The 15,868-nt window shown below is 67.1% G+C and carries 13 protein-coding genes and 1 riboswitch; of the genes, 3 read left to right on the top strand and 10 right to left on the bottom strand.

The genetic code is table 11. The features are described 5' to 3' along the window. Nucleotides 1–23 precede the first annotated feature (23 nt). Together GD627_RS08875 and GD627_RS08880 are read right to left on the bottom strand one after the other, a co-directional pair. Nucleotides 24–665 (bottom strand): response regulator transcription factor, encoded by a 642-nt coding sequence (locus GD627_RS08875; RefSeq protein WP_152272204.1) that lies wholly within the window; start codon nucleotides 663–665, stop codon nucleotides 24–26. Then, the gene (locus tag GD627_RS08880) at nucleotides 662–1,999 is read right to left on the bottom strand and encodes a sensor histidine kinase (protein WP_152272205.1); all 1,338 of its coding nucleotides are present in this window, start codon (nucleotides 1,997–1,999) and stop codon (nucleotides 662–664) included. Before GD627_RS08880 ends, GD627_RS08875 begins: the two co-directional genes overlap by 4 nt. Before the next feature lie 177 nt (nucleotides 2,000–2,176). Here GD627_RS08880 and GD627_RS08885 point away from each other — a divergent pair, with 177 nt between their 5' ends. Both GD627_RS08885 and GD627_RS08890 read left to right on the top strand, forming a co-directional pair. Continuing rightward, nucleotides 2,177–3,259: an ABC transporter permease gene (locus tag GD627_RS08885; RefSeq protein WP_152272206.1), complete on the top strand. Its 1,083-nt coding sequence runs from the start codon at nucleotides 2,177–2,179 to the stop codon at nucleotides 3,257–3,259. A 40-nt stretch (nucleotides 3,260–3,299) separates the two neighbouring features. Beyond that, nucleotides 3,300–4,037 carry an ABC transporter ATP-binding protein gene (locus tag GD627_RS08890; protein WP_152272207.1) on the top strand — a complete coding sequence of 246 codons (738 nt, stop codon included), beginning with the start codon at nucleotides 3,300–3,302 and terminating at the stop codon, nucleotides 4,035–4,037. Here GD627_RS08890 and ligD read toward each other — a convergent pair. Both ligD and GD627_RS08900 read right to left on the bottom strand, forming a co-directional pair. Further along, entirely contained in the window at nucleotides 4,034–5,056 is a 1,023-nt protein-coding gene (gene ligD, locus GD627_RS08895; protein ID WP_152272208.1) for a non-homologous end-joining DNA ligase, read from the bottom strand. The two genes, GD627_RS08890 and ligD, sit on opposite strands and share 4 nt — an antisense overlap. A gap of 78 nt (nucleotides 5,057–5,134) precedes the next feature. Next, on the bottom strand, nucleotides 5,135–6,325 hold the full coding sequence (locus GD627_RS08900) for an MFS transporter (RefSeq protein WP_152272209.1): 1,191 nt from the start codon (nucleotides 6,323–6,325) through the stop codon (nucleotides 5,135–5,137). 506 nt (nucleotides 6,326–6,831) lie between these two features. Further along, a riboswitch (cyclic di-AMP (ydaO/yuaA leader) is annotated at nucleotides 6,832–6,977 on the top strand. A 6-nt stretch (nucleotides 6,978–6,983) separates the two neighbouring features. Between GD627_RS08900 and GD627_RS08905 the strand changes: the two genes are divergently transcribed. After that, complete coding sequence (locus GD627_RS08905) at nucleotides 6,984–7,904, top strand: LysM peptidoglycan-binding domain-containing protein (protein WP_152272210.1); 921 nt, start codon at nucleotides 6,984–6,986, stop codon at nucleotides 7,902–7,904. A gap of 87 nt (nucleotides 7,905–7,991) precedes the next feature. Here GD627_RS08905 and GD627_RS08910 read toward each other — a convergent pair whose 3' ends face one another. The 6 genes from GD627_RS08910 to GD627_RS08935 all read right to left on the bottom strand — a co-directional run bounded on the left by GD627_RS08910 (nucleotide 7,992) and on the right by GD627_RS08935 (nucleotide 15,773). Next, nucleotides 7,992–8,666 carry a response regulator gene (locus tag GD627_RS08910; RefSeq protein ID WP_146362110.1) on the bottom strand — a complete coding sequence of 225 codons (675 nt, stop codon included), beginning with the start codon at nucleotides 8,664–8,666 and terminating at the stop codon, nucleotides 7,992–7,994. After that, the gene (locus GD627_RS08915) at nucleotides 8,663–11,185 is read right to left on the bottom strand and encodes an ATP-binding protein (protein ID WP_152272211.1); all 2,523 of its coding nucleotides are present in this window, start codon (nucleotides 11,183–11,185) and stop codon (nucleotides 8,663–8,665) included. Before GD627_RS08915 ends, GD627_RS08910 begins: the two co-directional genes overlap by 4 nt. Before the next feature lie 3 nt (nucleotides 11,186–11,188). Continuing rightward, complete coding sequence (kdpC, locus tag GD627_RS08920; RefSeq protein ID WP_152272212.1) at nucleotides 11,189–11,797, bottom strand: potassium-transporting ATPase subunit KdpC; 609 nt, start codon at nucleotides 11,795–11,797, stop codon at nucleotides 11,189–11,191. Between the two features lie 72 nt (nucleotides 11,798–11,869). Then, complete coding sequence (gene kdpB, locus GD627_RS08925) at nucleotides 11,870–14,020, bottom strand: potassium-transporting ATPase subunit KdpB (RefSeq protein ID WP_152272213.1); 2,151 nt, start codon at nucleotides 14,018–14,020, stop codon at nucleotides 11,870–11,872. Between the two features lie 2 nt (nucleotides 14,021–14,022). Further along, nucleotides 14,023–15,684, bottom strand: coding sequence for a potassium-transporting ATPase subunit KdpA (kdpA, locus tag GD627_RS08930; protein ID WP_152272214.1), 1,662 nt, complete (start codon nucleotides 15,682–15,684; stop codon nucleotides 14,023–14,025). Next, nucleotides 15,684–15,773, bottom strand: coding sequence for a potassium-transporting ATPase subunit F (locus GD627_RS08935; protein ID WP_146362115.1), 90 nt, complete (start codon nucleotides 15,771–15,773; stop codon nucleotides 15,684–15,686). Before GD627_RS08935 ends, kdpA begins: the two co-directional genes overlap by 1 nt. Between the last annotated feature and the right edge of the window lie 95 nt (nucleotides 15,774–15,868).

Below are 15,868 nucleotides of genomic sequence, written 5' to 3' on the forward strand. Positions count from 1 at the left end.
CCGGCTCCGCCGTTCCGCGCCAGTCAAGAGCGCAGGATCCGCTGGCGCCGGGCTTCGGCGATGGCGGCGGTCCGGTTGTCCACACCGAGCTTTTCGTAGATGTGCACCAAGTGCGTTTTCACGGTCGCTTCAGAGATAAACAGCTTCCGGGCGATGGCCCGGTTCCCGAGGCCCGTTGCCAGCAGCTCAAGCAGTTCGAGTTCACGGCTGCTGAGGGCCGGTGCCGGACTCCGCAGATGGCCCATCAGCCGGGCTGCAACCAGCGGCGACAATGCCGTCCGCCCGTCCGCAGCAGCAGTGACCGCGGTACGGATCTCCCCTGGATCCGCATCCTTGAGCATGTAACCGGCCGCCCCGGCTTCGATGGCCGCCAGGATATCGGCGTCAGTGTCATAGGTGGTCAGAATCAACACCGGCGGGCCGTCGGCCGCCCGGATTCTCCGCGTGGCCTCCACTCCGTCCATGCCCGCGCCCATCTGCAGATCCATCAGTACAAGATCGACTGGGGTGCCCAGCACCTCCTGTTTACGGACTTCGGCCACGGCTGATTCCCCGTCCGCGGATTCGGCGGCAACCCGAATGCCTTCAAAGTCCTCCAGCATGGCGCGCAGACCGGCCCGAACCACCGGGTGATCGTCAACCAGCAGGATCCGCATCACTCTCATGTCCGTGTCTTCGCCGGAGCCGGTTGCGCCGGTTGCTCGGCAGCCGGCAGCGGAAGCCGTACCGCCACCACCGCGCCTTCGCCGGGCGCGGATTCGATGCTCAGCACCCCGCCCAGATCCGCTGCCCGCTCGCGCAGGGAGAGCAGCCCGAATCCGCTGCCGTCCCGGCGGGGGACGTCCGGGAGCGTTGCGGTGCTGAAGCCCGCACCGTCATCGAAGACATCCAGCGTCACTGCGTCGGGGGCGTAGCTGAGGGTCAGTACCGCGGTATGTGCGCAGGAATGCGCCCGCACGTTGGCGAGGGAAGCCTGCGCCGCCCTCAGCAGGGTGGTTTCATACCGGGCATCGAGGTCCACTGGCTCTCCGTCCACCCGGAGGGTGCACTCCAGCGGCTGACCGCCGGAAGCCGCCTGCCGGGAGTTATCGGCGCAAAGGCGCTCCAGCCCCGCGATGAGGGTCCCGCTCCCCGTTGCCGGTTCGGTCAGGCCGCGCACAAACTTCCTGGCCTCGGCCAGGTTTTCCGACGCAGTGGCCTGGACGGTGGCAATGCGTTCCCGGGCCAGATCCGCCTGTCCGCTTTCCAGTGCCGCGCCGGCCGCCCGCGACATCAGGACAATGCTGGAAAACCCCTGGGCCAAGGTGTCATGGATCTCGCGGGCCAGGCGTTCCCGTTCCGCCAGGACGCCCGCACGATGCTGGGACGCTGCCAGCTGCCCGCGGGTACGCCGAAGCTCGGCCAGCGCACGCCGCTGGTTCACGCTTTCTCCGTGCAGCGCCGCGTAGGCGAAACCCATCACCACCGCAAAAAGGGCCCCCACCACCGGGCCCAACAGGACTGCGAGAGTAAACCCTCCGGAGTGCACGCCTTGGGCGGCGACCACCGCAGCCGTCATCGCGGTTACTGCCGCCAACGCGGGCACGGTCCGCAGCAGATGCAGGTCCAGGAAGAACAGGGGGAAGGCCAGCCAGGAAAAATCGGCGCTTATCAGCAGCAGAAGAAGCCATAGGAACGTTACGGCCGCCAGCCAATAGGGCCCGGCACGGCCGGGGTCCGGCCCGGTCCCCGTTACTGCGTAGCGTTTCTCTGCCACGGTTCCGGCGAGATAGACGACGGCGAGCACACAGGCGCAGGCATAGGCAGCCACGAGGCGGGGTGTTCCGGGCCCGTCCAGGGTCAGCTGGACCAAAGCCAGAACAAGCAGCCCGGCGAAGGCAACGTGCAGTGCTACCCGCAGCAGGCGGAGCACGGCGTCCCCTGCGACGGTCGCTGCAGCGGCAGACACGGTGCCGGCGCCGCCGTCGGGACCCCCACTGCTTTGATTCGGCGCGCTCATGATTCCAGCCTAGGTCCGGCAGTCGGCGTCGGCATCAACCAAACGGTTGAGCGCAGGACCAACCGGTTTCTCCGCCCGGATCATCCGTCCATGCGATGGGTTCGCCCCGGAACCGGCGGAGGGTTGAAAGGTACCCTCCACTGCCGCTGCGGCGGCCGATCCGAAAGGAAGCAAAACGTGTATCTGGCACTCCGCGACATTCGCTTCGCCAAGGGGCGGTTTGCCCTGATGGGCAGCGTCGTCGCCCTGATTACCCTCCTTCTGGTGCTGCTCTCCGGGCTTACCGCGGGCCTGGGCAACCAAAACACTGCGGCGATCAAGGACCTTGGCTCCGCCGGGGTGAACATCGTTGCCTTCGGTGCACCCGACGGCGGTGAAGCCAAGGTCTCCTATACGGAATCAACCGTCACAGCTGAGCAGTTGGCTGAGTGGCGGAAGACGCCCGGCATCGAGACCGCTGAACCCGTAGGCATCACCCAAACGCGCATTACCGGCGGGGCCAGCGCAAACGTGGCTGTCTTCGGCGTCGAACCGGGCAGCACTCTCGCGCCCCGCCAGGTCGGCGACGGACAGATCCTCATTGGATCGGAAACAGCGGATTCCCTGTCCCTGGATCCGGGGGACGAAGTGCGCCTGGGCGGCCGGGTCCTGACTGTTGAAGACATTGTCGACCAGTCCTACTACAGCCATACGCCGCTCGTCTGGACGTCCCTGGCTACGTGGCAGGCTGCGGCCCATACCAACGATGAGGGCTCCGACGCGGCGCCGGTGGCCACCGTGATCGCTGCCTCGGGCTCCGCCGCCGAGCAGGCAGACGACGCCGCAGGCACAGTCTCCACGGGTATCCGCGGCTCTTTCAACGGACTGGGCGCCTACACCTCGGAAAACGGTTCGCTGCTGATGATGCAGGCGTTCCTGTACGGCATCTCCGCACTGGTCATTGTGGCCTTCCTGGCGGTCTGGACCATCCAGCGCACCCGCGACATCGCCGTGCTGAAGGCCTTGGGCGGCAGCTCCGCTTACCTGATGCGTGACGCACTGGCCCAGGCCGGGACCATCGTTGCCGCAGGTGCCGTCACCGGCGGGGTGCTCGCCGTACTGATCGGCCTGGCCGCCGCTGCGGTTGCTCCGTTCATCCTGTCGGTTTCCACCGCACTGCTGCCGATCCTCGGCATCGTGGTGCTCGGGCTTGCCGGGGCGGCCGGCGCCGTACGCCGGGTTGCCAAGGTAGATCCGCTGACTGCTCTCGGCGGCAACTAGGGACCTCCAGTCTGTATTCCCAAGAAAGGACCAGCACAACATGGCAGAAACCTCAGCTTCGGCATTTGTTCCACCCACCCGCGCAGCCACTGCCGCACTGCACCTGCAGGACGTAACCCTCGAATACCCCGACGGCGTCAGCACGCTGAAGGCACTGGACCGGGTCAGCCTGGCTGTTCCCCGGGGAAAGATCCTCTCGCTGGTGGGTCCGTCCGGGTCCGGCAAGTCCTCCCTCCTCGCCGTTGCCGCCACTCTGATACGCCCGGCGTCGGGCACCGTGACGGTGAGCGGCCGGGATGCCGGCGAACTGGACGACGCCGGCCGGACTGCACTGCGGCGTACCGCACTTGGCATTGTCTTCCAGCAGGCGAACCTGCTTCCGTCCCTCACGGCCGTGGAGCAGCTCGTCATCACTGACCGGCTGCGCGGCAGGGCCGGGAAGGAATCCGAGTCCCGGGCGCGGGAGCTCCTGGAACTCGTGGGGCTGTCCCAATCCACCGCGGCGCGCCATCCCCACCAGCTCTCCGGCGGACAGCGTCAGCGGGTCAACATTGCCCGTGCCCTGATGGGCAGTCCGTCCCTGCTGCTGGTGGATGAACCCACCGCCGCGCTGGACCACGACCGGTCCGAGGCGATTGTCCGCCTATTGGTTGCCGTGACACGCGAATTCGACCTGGGTACGGTGATGGTGACCCACGATACCGAGTTCGTGCCCCTGACCGATGAGGTGGCGGCCATGCGGGACGGCAGGCTTATTGAACACGGCCCCGCAGCCTAGTCCTTCCGACGGGCGCGGCTGGGCTGGACCCGGGGCGGCTCCCCCGGCATCTTCGGATAGTCCGGCGGGAAGGGCAGCTCGCCCAGCCCGTTGGCCAGGTCCCGCTCCCACCAGCCCAGCAGCACATCAATGGAGCCCGGCCTGGCGTACATGTCTGCCCACGGGTCCCCCACTGTACGCAGCCGTTGAGGGATGGTGGCAATGGTGAAATCCGCCGGATGCACCCGCTCGAGCTCATCCCAGCTGACGGGGCAGGACACCGGGGCGTCCGGCAGGGCGCGCGGGCTGTAGGCACCGGCCATGGTGCGGTCCCGGTTGGCCTGGTTGAAGTCCACGAACACCCGCCGGCCGCGCTCTTCCTTCCACCACGCCGTGGTGACCTTCTCGGGCATCCGCCTCTCCACCTCCCGCGCTGCGGCGATCACCGCATGCCGCACGTCCTGGAACTCATACTCGGCCCGGATCGGTGCGAACAGGTGGATGCCGCGGTTGCCCGAGGTTTTGATGTACCCCTCCAGCCCGGCCTCGGCGAGAATCGCCCGCAGTTCCAGGGCGGCGGGAACGGCGTCGTCGAAGTCCGTGCCGGGCTGCGGATCCAGGTCGATGCGCAGCTGGTCCGGATTGTCCGTGTTTTCCGCCCGGGAGGGCCAGGGATGGAAAACCACCGTATTCATCTGCACCGCCCAGACAGCGGCCGCCGGCTCATCCAGCACCACCTGCGGATGGGACCGCGCGCTGGGATAAGTGACGGTAACGCCGCGCATCCACTCCGGCATGCCCCGCGGCGGGTTCTTCGAGAAGAACACCTCGCCCTCGATCCCGGCGGGAAACCGCTCCAGGGACACAGGCCGGTCCCCGTTGGCCCGGATAAACGCCTCGCCCACGTCCGCCATATAGCGGGCCAGATCAAGTTTGGTGATCCCGGGACGCGGCCAGAGCACCCGCCCGGGACTCGATATCCGTATTTCCCGGTCACCCTGCGGACCGGGAACCGTCAGTGTGGTTTCCTCGCGTGCCATGGTGCTGCTTTCCCTTGACGGAGCCGTTGTGGGAAAGAGGCTACCGTGCCGGGCGGCAGGAACACCCCGGGACATGCCCTACGGTGTGCCCGGGCGGTAGTTCCGCTGTCCGTGGACAAAGTGGTAGAGCACGGTGCTGGCCAGCAGGACGGCGGCGAGCACCCAGTACATTCCGTGGAAACCCGTGAGCGGCAGGAGCGCACCCAGCAGCAGTGGGCCGAGGCCCACACCCGCATCCATCAGGATAAAGAAGGTGGAGGTGGCCAGCCCGATCCGGGACGCCGGGGCCGTGCTGACGGCAATCGCCTGGGCACACGGCATCAGGGCGCCGAAGCCGAAGCCCACGAAAACCCCGGCCACGGCCATCACGGCGTCATTCGGTGCGTAGGCCAGCAGGGCCAGCCCGGCGGCAAAGGAGACCAGGGTCGGGTAGATCACCGCGTTGTCTCCGTGCCGGTCCTGGATGCGGCCCACAAACAACCGCGAAACCAGCACCACGCACGCGTAGACCACAAAGAAGAGGCTGGCGCCGAGCAGCAGACCCTCGTCCTGCGCATAGGAGTTGAGGAAGGAAAGGATGCCTGCATAGGCGGCGCCGGCAATGAACATGACCGAGGCGATGGCCAGCGCGGACGGGTCGATGATGTCCGTCAGATGCATCCGCCACTTGTTCTTTTGTTCCTCGGGACCCGGGGTGCGTTCGGGCAGGCGGAGCACCAGGGCCAGGACCAGGGCGACGGCGGCGCAGCCGGCCGCGAACAGGAACAGGGCACGGTAGCTGACCGAGTTCGCGAGGTAGACGGCCAGGAAGGGACCCACGGCGGTGGCCAGCGTGGTGGAAATACCGAAATATCCGGTTCCTTCACCGCGCCGGTGGACGGGAATGAGACTCATGACCGAGGCGGAAATACTCGTGCTGGCGGCCCCGAACGCCATGCCGTGCAGGATCCTCACGGTCAGCAGCAGCGCCAGGCTCGAGGCCGGGATGTACAGGAGCGAGGCGGCCACGAACACCGCGAGGCTGATGACGAGCAGGCGGCGGCGTCCCACGAAGTCCAGGAATTTCCCCGCGAACACCCGCGCCGTCAGGGCGCCGAGCACGAAGGATCCGGAGGCAAATCCGGCGGCGCCGTCCGAGGCGTTGAACTCCTGCACCGCGTACAGCGCCATGCTGGTCATCAGTAGATAAAACACCATGGAGATAAAGAGGTTGGTGATGATCGCCAGCACAAATCCCCTGGTCCATAGTTTCGAACCGCTGCCAGCCACTGCACTCTCCTGATCTGCTCGTCGATACTTGGCCCTGTATTGAAAGGCTCCCTAACAATATTAGGCATGCCGTGAGGCTGGTAAGGCGAGATTCCACCCCTAATAGCCGTGATCCCGGACACAGTTTGAGGAGCACTGGGATTGACGTTGCAGATGGGGTCACGCCTGTCACTCCCGTTTCAGCGGCGGAAAACGGCTCCGAGGAAACCAGGTCCGACGGAGGGCCGGTTTCCGCCGGTTGGTACGCATGTGATTTCTGGGAAAACATCCGTAACTTGCGCCCCGGCGGCTGAACGCCAAGCGTCTCGGCAGCAGAAGAATCCTTGTGACTGGCGTGGCTGAAAGCATGAAGTGAGACCCCTGTAATGCCGATTTAGCGGCCAAAAGCGAAGCAGCTCACACAATGGTTATCCAACCGTAACTTTCTTGTACGGTTATTCCCATGCCGCTTTCTGATGCGGCTCCTCCGGGGCTTGTTACCTAGCTCTGCCGCTGGTTCCGGGGGTCCACAGAACGCACCACACGGCAGAGGCGGGGGAACCAATTACGGGTTCCTTGAATCCTTGGGGTTAAGTCGACCGGTTTCCGCCGGCGGCCGGGTGTCTCCCATCCGAATCCGACAGCTCACCTCGCAGGTATTGGGAGAGGTATATTTCAAATGACTTTCAACAAAACTCGTGGCCGTCACCGTGCCGAGAACACCGCCGCATCGACCATCTCGCAGGCCGTTGCAGGCCGCGGACGGACCATGGGCAGCGCCGCAGCCGTAGTCCTCGCCGGTTCGGGCCTGATGCTCAGCATGGCAGCACCCGCTTCCGCCGGAGTTGTCGCCAATGACAACTACACCCCGACGCAGGCAGCTGCACCGGCCGCTGCGGTAGCTCCGGTTGCTCCGGTTGCACCCGTCGCCGCTCCGGAAGCTGCACCCGCCACCACCCACACCGTGGTATCCGGTGACACCCTCGGCCAGATCTCCGCCGCTTACGGTGTTGGCCTGGACTCCGTCCTGGCGCTGAACGGCCTCTCGCTGGCGTCCATCATCTACCCCGGCGATGTCATCACCGTTGCCGGCGAAGCCGCACCGGCCGTCGCAGCTGCACCCGTGGCCGCACCCGCAGCTGCACCCGCTGCTGCACCCGCCGCCGCTTACGAAACCGCTGCCGCCTACACGCCGGCTGCTCCGGCTGAGGCCGTCAACACCGGCGTCATCACCACGCAGTCGCAGTCGATCACCCCTGCAGCAACCCCCGCAGCCAGCGGCACCAACGCCATCATGCTGGCTTCGGCACAGTCGCAGCTGGGCGCAGCCCAGGACTGCACCGTGCTGGTTGAGGTTGCCCTGCGCGCCGCAGGCCACAGCGTGGGGGACCTTGCTCCCGCACAGCTGGCCGCCTACGGCACCCAGGTCTCCACCCCGGAGCCCGGTGACATGGTCTACTACGCCGACGGCGGCATGGGCCTGGCCCACATTGCCATCTACGTTGGCAACGGCGAAGCCATCCACAGCGGCTGGAACGGCAACCAGACCGTAGTCCAGTCCGTCAACGTCGGCTCCGGCCCCGTGTTCTACCGCGCATAAGGCTTCCTAGCCGCATCGTGCACCGATGAGCGTCCGACCCTCCGGGGTCGGGCGCTCATTGTTTTATGCCCGTGGTTCACGAAGGGGTCACGGCTCAAACCGGTACCCCATGCCGTGTTCGGTCAACAGGTGCTCCGGCGCTGCCGGATCCGTCTCCAGTTTCCGCCGCAGCTGACCAATGTACAGACGCAGGTAGCCGGAGTCCGTGGTTCCCGGACCCCAGACCTTGGTCAGCAGCGTCTGCCGGGTGATCAGCATCCCGGGATGGGCGAGCAGCTCCGCCAGGAAGCGCCACTCGGTGGGGGTGAGGCGGATCGCGGAGCCGTCGTCGAGCCGTGCAATCCGGCGTGCAGCCAGGTCCACCCGCACTGCCCCGAACGTGATTTCGCTGGGCCCGGCAGCCGTGGGCCTGCGGCGGGACAGGGCACGGATCCGGGCGAGCAGCTCCTCGGTGGAGAAGGGCTTGGTGACATAGTCGTCCGCTCCGAGATCCAGCGCCCGAACCTTGTCCGCCGGATCGATCCGGCCGGACACCACCAGGATCGGTACGGCACTCCAGCCGCGGACGGCTTCAATAACGTCCATGCCGCTCAGTCCCGGCATGCCCAGGTCCAGCACCAGCAGGTCCGGATGGGTGTCCACCGCCTTGCGGATGGCGGCGCTTCCGCTTTCCGCGGTCACCACCTCGTATCCGTACGCGCTCAGAGTGATCCGCAGTGCCCTCAGGATCTGTACGTCGTCGTCGGCGATCAGGATCTTCATCCGGCCACCGCCGACAGTCCGCTTGCGGGGACGCGGGGCGCGGCAACCGGCAGTGAGAGGACCATGGTCAGCCCGCCGCCGGGGGTGTCTTCGGTGTCCAGGGTTCCGCCCATGCCTTCCGTGAATCCCTTGGCCAGGGCCAGGCCGAGGCCAAGGCCGGTCGAGTTGTCGATGTCCCCCAGCCGCTGGAACGGTACGAAAATTTCCCCGCGCCGCTGTTCGGGAACGCCCGGTCCTGAGTCTATGACGCGGATTTCCACCCGGCCGGCAAACTCGCTGACCGACAGCACGATTCCGTCCGGGCTGAAGCGCACCGCGTTGGCCAGCAGGTTGACCAGCACACGCTGCAGGAGCACAGGATCGGCCAGGACCACGCGCGGCGCGGCAGGGATTTCGAGTTCCACCTCCGCCGGGCCCAGTTCCAGCTCCTCGAGCGCCGGCAGCACCGCATCGGCGACATTCACCGGCTCCAGGCTCACGCCGACGACGCCGGCCTGCAGCCTGCTGACGTCCAGCAGGCTGGTGACCAGTCCGGACAGGGAGGCGAGGGATTCCTCGGCAGTGGCCAGCAGTTCGTTCCGGTCCTTCTCGGACCAGGTGACGTCCGTCGCCCGCAGGCTGGTGACGGCCGCGGTTGCCGCCGTGAGCGGACGGCGCAGGTCATGTCCGACGGCGGCCAGCAGCGCCGTGCGGACCTTGTCCGCCTCGGCCAGGGACCCCAGTCCCCGAGCGGTTTCGGTCAGTTCCCGGTGCTCCAGCGCGGCCTCCAGCTGGGCGGTAATGACTGCCAGCAGGCGGCGGTCCGACGCAGCCAGTTCACGGCCCCACAAATCCAGGAAGCAGCGCTCCCCGACCGGGAGCCGGGTGAACGCGGGGTCGTCCGGTGCCACGGACGCCGGCCACTCGCCGTCGGCGTACAGGTCTTCACCCTCGGACCGCATCCGGGCGGCGCTGACGTTGAAGGCCTCGCGGGTCCGGCTCACCAGGGCACCGAGTGCGTCCTCCCCGCGCAGCACGCTGCCGGCCACGGAGGCCAGCAGTTCGGATTCCGACGCCGAGCGCCGGGCGGTGCGTGCCCGCCGGGCGGCGGCATCCACCACGTAGCTCACGAGCATCGCGTTGACGATGTACAGCCCCAGTGCCAGCATGTGGGACGGGGTGGCCACGGTCACGGTGTAAAGCGGAGAGATGAAGAAGAAATCCAGGGTCAGGCCCGAGAGCAGGGCGCCGAACAGTGCCGGCCAGATGCCGCCGACCAGGGCCACCAGGATCACCAGGAGCTGGTAGCTGAGCACGTCGCCGGTGATGGTTTCGGCGCTTCGGGCTGCCACCAGCCCGGCAGTGAGCAGCGGGCCGCCCACCAGCGCGAAGCCGAAGCCGAGCAGGCGCCGGCGCACCGAGAGGGCACTGCCGAAATGCGGCAGCACCAGGGTCCGGGCGGCCGCCGAGTGGGAGACCATATGCACGTCGATGTCCCCGGACTCCCGGATGACCGTGGCCCCGATTCCCGGCCCGGACAGCAGCGCCGCGATCCGGGGACGCCGGCTGACACCCACCACCAGCTGGGTGGCGTTGACGCTGCGGGCAAAATCCACCAGCGCCCGCGGTACGTCATTTCCCACCACCTGGTGGAAGCTGCCTCCGAGCTTCTCCACCAGGAGCCGCTGCGAAGCCAGCTCCCCCGGTTCCGGTCCGCGCAGCCCGTCTGCCCCGGAGACATGAACGGCCAGCAGCTTGCCGCCGGCGGACCGGGCGGCAATCCGCGCACCGCGGCGCAGCAGGGTGCGCCCTTCGGGTCCGCCGGTGAGCGCCACCACCACCCGCTCCCGTGCCTCCCATTTGCGGCTGATGCCGTGTTCTTCGCGGTAGCGGTTCAGCGCCGAATCCACTTCATCGGCCAGCCACAACAGGGCCAGCTCGCGCAGGGCCGTCAGGTTTCCGAGGCGGAAATAGTTGGACAGGGCGGCATCGACGCGTTCGGCGGGGTAAATGACGCCGTCGGCCAGGCGGCCGCGCAGCGACTGCGGAGTGAGGTCCACCAGCTCCACCTGTTCGGCGCCGCGCAGGACGGCGTCCGGCACGGTTTCGGCCTGCAGGGTGCCGGTGATCTGCTCGATCACGTCATTCAGGGAGTCAATGTGCTGGATGTTCACGGTGGACAGGACGTTGATCCCGGCGTCAAGCAGGGCCTGCACGTCCTGCCACCGCTTTTCGTGCGCCAGCCCGGGCACGTTGGTATGGGCGAGTTCGTCCACCAGCGCATATTCGGGCGCCCGCGCCAGGACCGCAGGCAGGTCCATCTCCTGCAGTTCCAGCCCCCGGTGCCGCAGGACGGCGCGCGGGATGGTTTCCAGGCCCTCGGCCACGGCAGCCGTCCCGGCGCGTCCGTGCGTTTCCACCAATGCGATGACGACGTCGGATCCCTCATCCCGGAGGCGGCGCCCCTCTTCGAGCATGGCGTAGGTTTTGCCCACACCGGGGGCCGCCCCCAGAAAAACCCTCAGTTGTCCTCGCGTCATGGACTAAGTGTCCAGCTCCGCCAGCGAAATGTTCAAAAGCAACACGTTGACGGTGCTGCTGCCGAGGATCCCGGCGAACGGTGCCTGCGTGGCGTCGTCCACCAGGGCGGAGACCTGTTCCGGGTCCAGGCCGCGTTCCCGCGCTACCCGGTCTACCTGCAGCCGGGCGTATTCGGGGCTGATGTGCGGATCCAGTCCGGAGCCCGATGTCGTGACGGCATCGGCGGGGACCTCTTCCGGAGCCACACCTTCCAGCTCCGCCACTGCCCCCCGGCGCTCCGCTACGGCGGCGGCCAGGTCCTCGCTCAGGGGTCCGAGGTTGGAACCGCTGGAGGCGCCGCCGTCGTACCCGTCTCCCGCCGCGGAGGGCCGGGACTGGAACCACTGGGGCAGGGCCGCGCCGTCGGCGTCTGTAAAGGACTGGCCGATCAGCTCCGATCCCACGTCGCTGCCTCCGCTGCTGACCATCGAGCCGTTGGCCCGGCCGTGCAGTGCGGCCTGGCCGATTCCCGCCATTGCCAGTGGATATCCGACGCCGAGCAGGAGCGTGAGCATCACCAGGACGCGGAGGGATACGCCAAGCTGGCGCATGCTGGTGCGGACGGGGTTCATTTCCTGCTCCTTGTAAGGGGGGTGCTGCGTTCAATCCGGATGAGGTGGAGGATGCGGATAAGGGCCGTCACGTCAGAACCCCGGGATCAGGCTGATCAGGAGGTCGATGAGCTTGATGCCGATGAACGGCGCAATGACGCCGCCCACCCCGTAGATCAGCAGGTTGCGGCTGAGTATCGAGGAGGAGCCGGCGGCCCGGTACTTCACGCCGCGCAGCGCCAGCGGAATCAACGCCACGATAATCACCGCGTTGAAGATCACCGCGGAGAGGATGGCCGAGGCCGGCGAATTCAGCTGCATCAGGTTCAGCGCGGCCAGGCCGGGGAAAACCCCCACGAACATGGCCGGGATGATGGCGAAGTACTTGGCAATGTCGTTGGCAATCGAGAAGGTCGTCAGGGCGCCGCGGGTGATGAGCAGCTGCTTGCCGATGCCGACGATGTCGATCAGCTTGGTGGGGTCCGAGTCCAGGTCCACCATGTTGCCGGCTTCCTTGGCCGCGGAGGTGCCGGTGTTCATGGCGACGCCGACGTCGGCCTGGGCCAGTGCCGGGGCGTCGTTGGTGCCGTCGCCCGTCATCGCCACCAGATGCCCGCCCGCCTGTTCGCGGCGGATCAGGGCCATCTTGTCTTCAGGGGTGGCTTCGGCGAGGAAGTCGTCCACCCCGGCCTCGGCGGCAATGGCCTTGGCGGTGTACGGGTTGTCGCCGGTGATCATCACGGTGCGGATGCCCATGGCCCGCAGCTGGATGAAGCGCTCCTTCAAGCCCTCCTTGACCACGTCCTTGAGGTGGATGACGCCCAGGATCCGGGTGCCGCCGTGGGCGTCCCGCACCGCCACCAGCAGCGGCGTGCCGCCTGAAGTGGAGATTTTCTTCACCTGGTCCTCGACGGCCATCAGGACGTCCACCTCTATTCCGCCGGATTCGGCGGTCCAGTCCAGGATGGCGCCGGAGGCACCCTTGCGGATCTTCGCTCCGTCAGGGAAGTCCATGCCGCTCATCCGGGTCTGGGCTGTGAACGGCACACTCACGGAGCCGGCCGGCGGTTCCGGGCGGCAGCCCTTTGCAGCAGCCAGCTCCACCACCGATTTGCCCTCGGGCGTGGGATCGCCGAAGGAGGACAGCACGGCGGCGTCGATCAGGTCGGTGCTCTGGGTGCCGTCGATCGGGATGAACCCTGCGGCCTGGCGGTTGCCGTAGGTGATGGTCCCCGTTTTATCGAGCAGCAGGGTGGTGACGTCACCGGCGGCCTCGACTGCGCGTCCGGACATGGCGAGGACATTGCGCTGGACCAGGCGGTCCATGCCGGCAATGCCGATGGCCGAAAGCAGCGCACCGATGGTCGTGGGGATCAGGCAGACCAGCAGGGCCACCAGGACGGGGATGCTGACGGTGGCGGACGAGTAGCCTGCCAGCGGGTTGAGCGTCAGCACCACCACGATGAAGATGAGCGACAGCGTGGCCAGGAGGATATTCAGGGCAATCTCGTTGGGCGTCTTCTGCCGTGCGGCACCTTCAACGAGCCGGATCATCCGGTCAACGAAGGTTTCACCGGGTTTGCTGGTGATCCGGACAACAATGCGGTCGGACAGGACACGGGTGCCTCCGGTGACGGCCGAGCGGTCGCCGCCGGATTCCCGGACCACCGGGGCGGATTCCCCGGTGATGGCCGATTCGTCCACGGAGGCAATGCCGTCAATGATGTCGCCGTCGCCGGGGATGATCTGCCCGGCCTCGACCACCACTACGTCATCAAGGCCCAGATCGGCCGAGGGAACCTCCGAGATGCCGGCCCCGAGGGCTGCGGGATCGCGGCCGGAGTCGTAACCCTCCACCCGGTAGGCGGTGGTGGTGGCCCGGCTGTTGCGCAGGCTGGCTGCCTGCGCCTTGCCTCGGCCCTCGGCCACTGCTTCCGCGAGGTTGGCAAAGATGACGGTGGCCCAGAGCCAGCCGGCAATCAGCCAGGAGAACGCGCCGGGGACGGGGGTGCCGCCGGAGTCCTGCGGGCCGCCGAGGAAGGGTTCGGCGACGGCGATCGCAGTGATCAGGACCGCCCCGATCTCGACGATGAACATCACCGGGGTGCGGACCATCAGCCGCGGGTCCAGTTTCCGGAAGGCTCCGGGCAGGGCTGCAGCCAGCGAGCCCGCAGTGATGCCGCGGGCGGCCGGAGCCGGGGCCGGAACCGATTCGGACTCCAGGGGTTTGGTAAGTGTGGACATGGTTATTGCAGTCCTTCCGCCAGGGGACCCAGCGCGAGTACGGGAAAGAAGGTCAGGGCGGTCACGATCACGGTGACGCCGCACAGCAGCGTCACGGACTGCGGCCGGTGGGTGGGCAGGGTGCCGGCCGAGGCGGGAACCTTGCCCTGCTCGGCAAAGGCTCCGGCCAGCGCGATTACGAAGATCATCGGCAGGAAGCGTCCCACAAGCATGGCCACGCCCAGTGCGGTGTTCAGCCACGGAGTGTTGGCCGTTAGCCCGGCGAACGCCGAGCCGTTGTTGTTGGCCGCGGACGTGAAGGCGTACAGCACCTCGCTGAACCCGTGCAGTCCGGTGTTCAGGATGGAGGTGCCCTCAATGTCGGCCCGGATCCCCGGGACCGCGAAGCTCAGCGCGGTTCCCACGAGGACCAGGGTCGGCATGGTGAGGATGTACAGGCTGGCGAGCTTGATTTCCTTCGGCCCGATCTTCTTGCCGAGGTACTCCGGGGTGCGTCCCACCAGGAGTCCGGCCACAAAGGCGGTGATGATCGCCAGGATCAGCATGCCGTAGAGACCGGAGCCGACGCCGCCGGGGGCCACTTCGCCGAGCATCATGTTCAGCATGGCCATCATGCCGCCCAGCGGGCTGAAGCTGTCATGCATGGCGTTCACCGCACCGGTGGACGTCAGCGTGCTGGTGGAGCCGAAGAGTGTGGACGCGGCGATGCCGAACCGCTGTTCCTTGCCCTCCATGGAACCGGCGGTTCCGTCCGCAGCACCGAATTCGAAGGCCGTCATGGCGGCCAGCGACACCGTGAAGATCGCAGCCATGGCCGCCAGGATGGCGTACCCCTGCCGCCGGTCCCCCACCATGGTGCCGAACGTGCGGGGCAGGCTGAACGGGATAACGAGCATCAGGAAGACTTCGACCAGGTTGGTCCACCCGCCGGGATTTTCAAACGGATGGGCGGAGTTGGCGTTGAAGAAGCCGCCGCCGTTGGTGCCCAGCAGCTTGATGGCTTCCTGGGACGCCACCGGACCGCCGGGGATCGTTGAGGTGCCGCCGAGGAGGTTGGTGACCGCGGTGAAGCCGTTGAAGTTCTGGATCACACCGCCGATCATCAGCACAATGGCGCCCAGGACTGCTCCGGGCAGCAGCAACCGCAGTACGCCGCGGGTCAGGTCCACCCAGAAGTTGCCGATGGTGGATGAGTTGCGTCCGGCCAGCCCGCGGATCAAGGCCACGGCCACGGCCAGCCCCACGGCTGCCGAGAGGAAGTTCTGCACCGCCAAGCCGAGCATCTGCACCGCGTAGCCCATGGTTACTTCCGGCGAGTAGGACTGCCAGTTGGTGTTGGCCACGAAGGACGCCGCCGTGTTGAAGGACAGGGCCTCGGGCACCGCCGGAAGTCCCAGCGAGCCCGGCAGCAGCGGCTGGACGCGCTGGAGCAGGTAGAGCAGGAGCATGCTGGCTCCGGAGAACACCAGGACGCCGCGCAGGTAGCTCTGCCAGGCCTGGCCGGAGGAGCCGTCCACTCCGGCCAGGCGGTAGAAGCCGCGTTCCACGCGGAAGTGCTTTTCGGAGGAGTACAGCCGGGCCATGTAGTCGCCAAGCGGCCGGTGGACCGCAGCAAGCAGGACCACCAGGCTCAGGGCCTGCGCAACCGTCACCCAGCCGCCCATCAGAACCGCTCCGGTCGGACAAGAGCAACCAGGAGGTAGCCGGCGGCGGCCACCCCGAGGCAGAGTGCCAGGACGTTGAAAACAATCACAGCTTTTCCACCGCCCCGGTCATCAGGACAAACGCAGCGAAAAGCCCTACGAAGCCCACTACAAATAAAACGTCAAGCACGGGAATTGCCCCCAG

It is taken from the genome of Arthrobacter yangruifuii (assembly GCF_009192775.1).
Lineage (GTDB): Bacteria > Actinomycetota > Actinomycetes > Actinomycetales > Micrococcaceae > Arthrobacter_B > Arthrobacter_B yangruifuii.

What these genes read in the sequence shown, in the direction of transcription:
- kdpC (WP_152272212.1), bottom strand. Translation starts at nt 11,797, where the DNA reads ATGAACCCCGTCCGCACCAGCATGCGCCAGCTTGGCGTATCCCTCCGC.
- GD627_RS08890 (WP_152272207.1), top strand. Translation starts at nt 3,300, where the DNA reads ATGGCAGAAACCTCAGCTTCGGCATTTGTTCCACCCACCCGCGCAGCC.
- GD627_RS08915 (WP_152272211.1), bottom strand. Translation starts at nt 11,185, where the DNA reads ATGACGCGAGGACAACTGAGGGTTTTTCTGGGGGCGGCCCCCGGTGTG.
- kdpA (WP_152272214.1), bottom strand. Translation starts at nt 15,684, where the DNA reads ATGGGCGGCTGGGTGACGGTTGCGCAGGCCCTGAGCCTGGTGGTCCTG.
- GD627_RS08910 (WP_146362110.1), bottom strand. Translation starts at nt 8,666, where the DNA reads ATGAAGATCCTGATCGCCGACGACGACGTACAGATCCTGAGGGCACTG.
- GD627_RS08875 (WP_152272204.1), bottom strand. Translation starts at nt 665, where the DNA reads ATGAGAGTGATGCGGATCCTGCTGGTTGACGATCACCCGGTGGTTCGG.
- GD627_RS08880 (WP_152272205.1), bottom strand. Translation starts at nt 1,999, where the DNA reads ATGAGCGCGCCGAATCAAAGCAGTGGGGGTCCCGACGGCGGCGCCGGC.
- GD627_RS08905 (WP_152272210.1), top strand. Translation starts at nt 6,984, where the DNA reads ATGACTTTCAACAAAACTCGTGGCCGTCACCGTGCCGAGAACACCGCC.
- kdpB (WP_152272213.1), bottom strand. Translation starts at nt 14,020, where the DNA reads ATGTCCACACTTACCAAACCCCTGGAGTCCGAATCGGTTCCGGCCCCG.
- ligD (WP_152272208.1), bottom strand. Translation starts at nt 5,056, where the DNA reads ATGGCACGCGAGGAAACCACACTGACGGTTCCCGGTCCGCAGGGTGAC.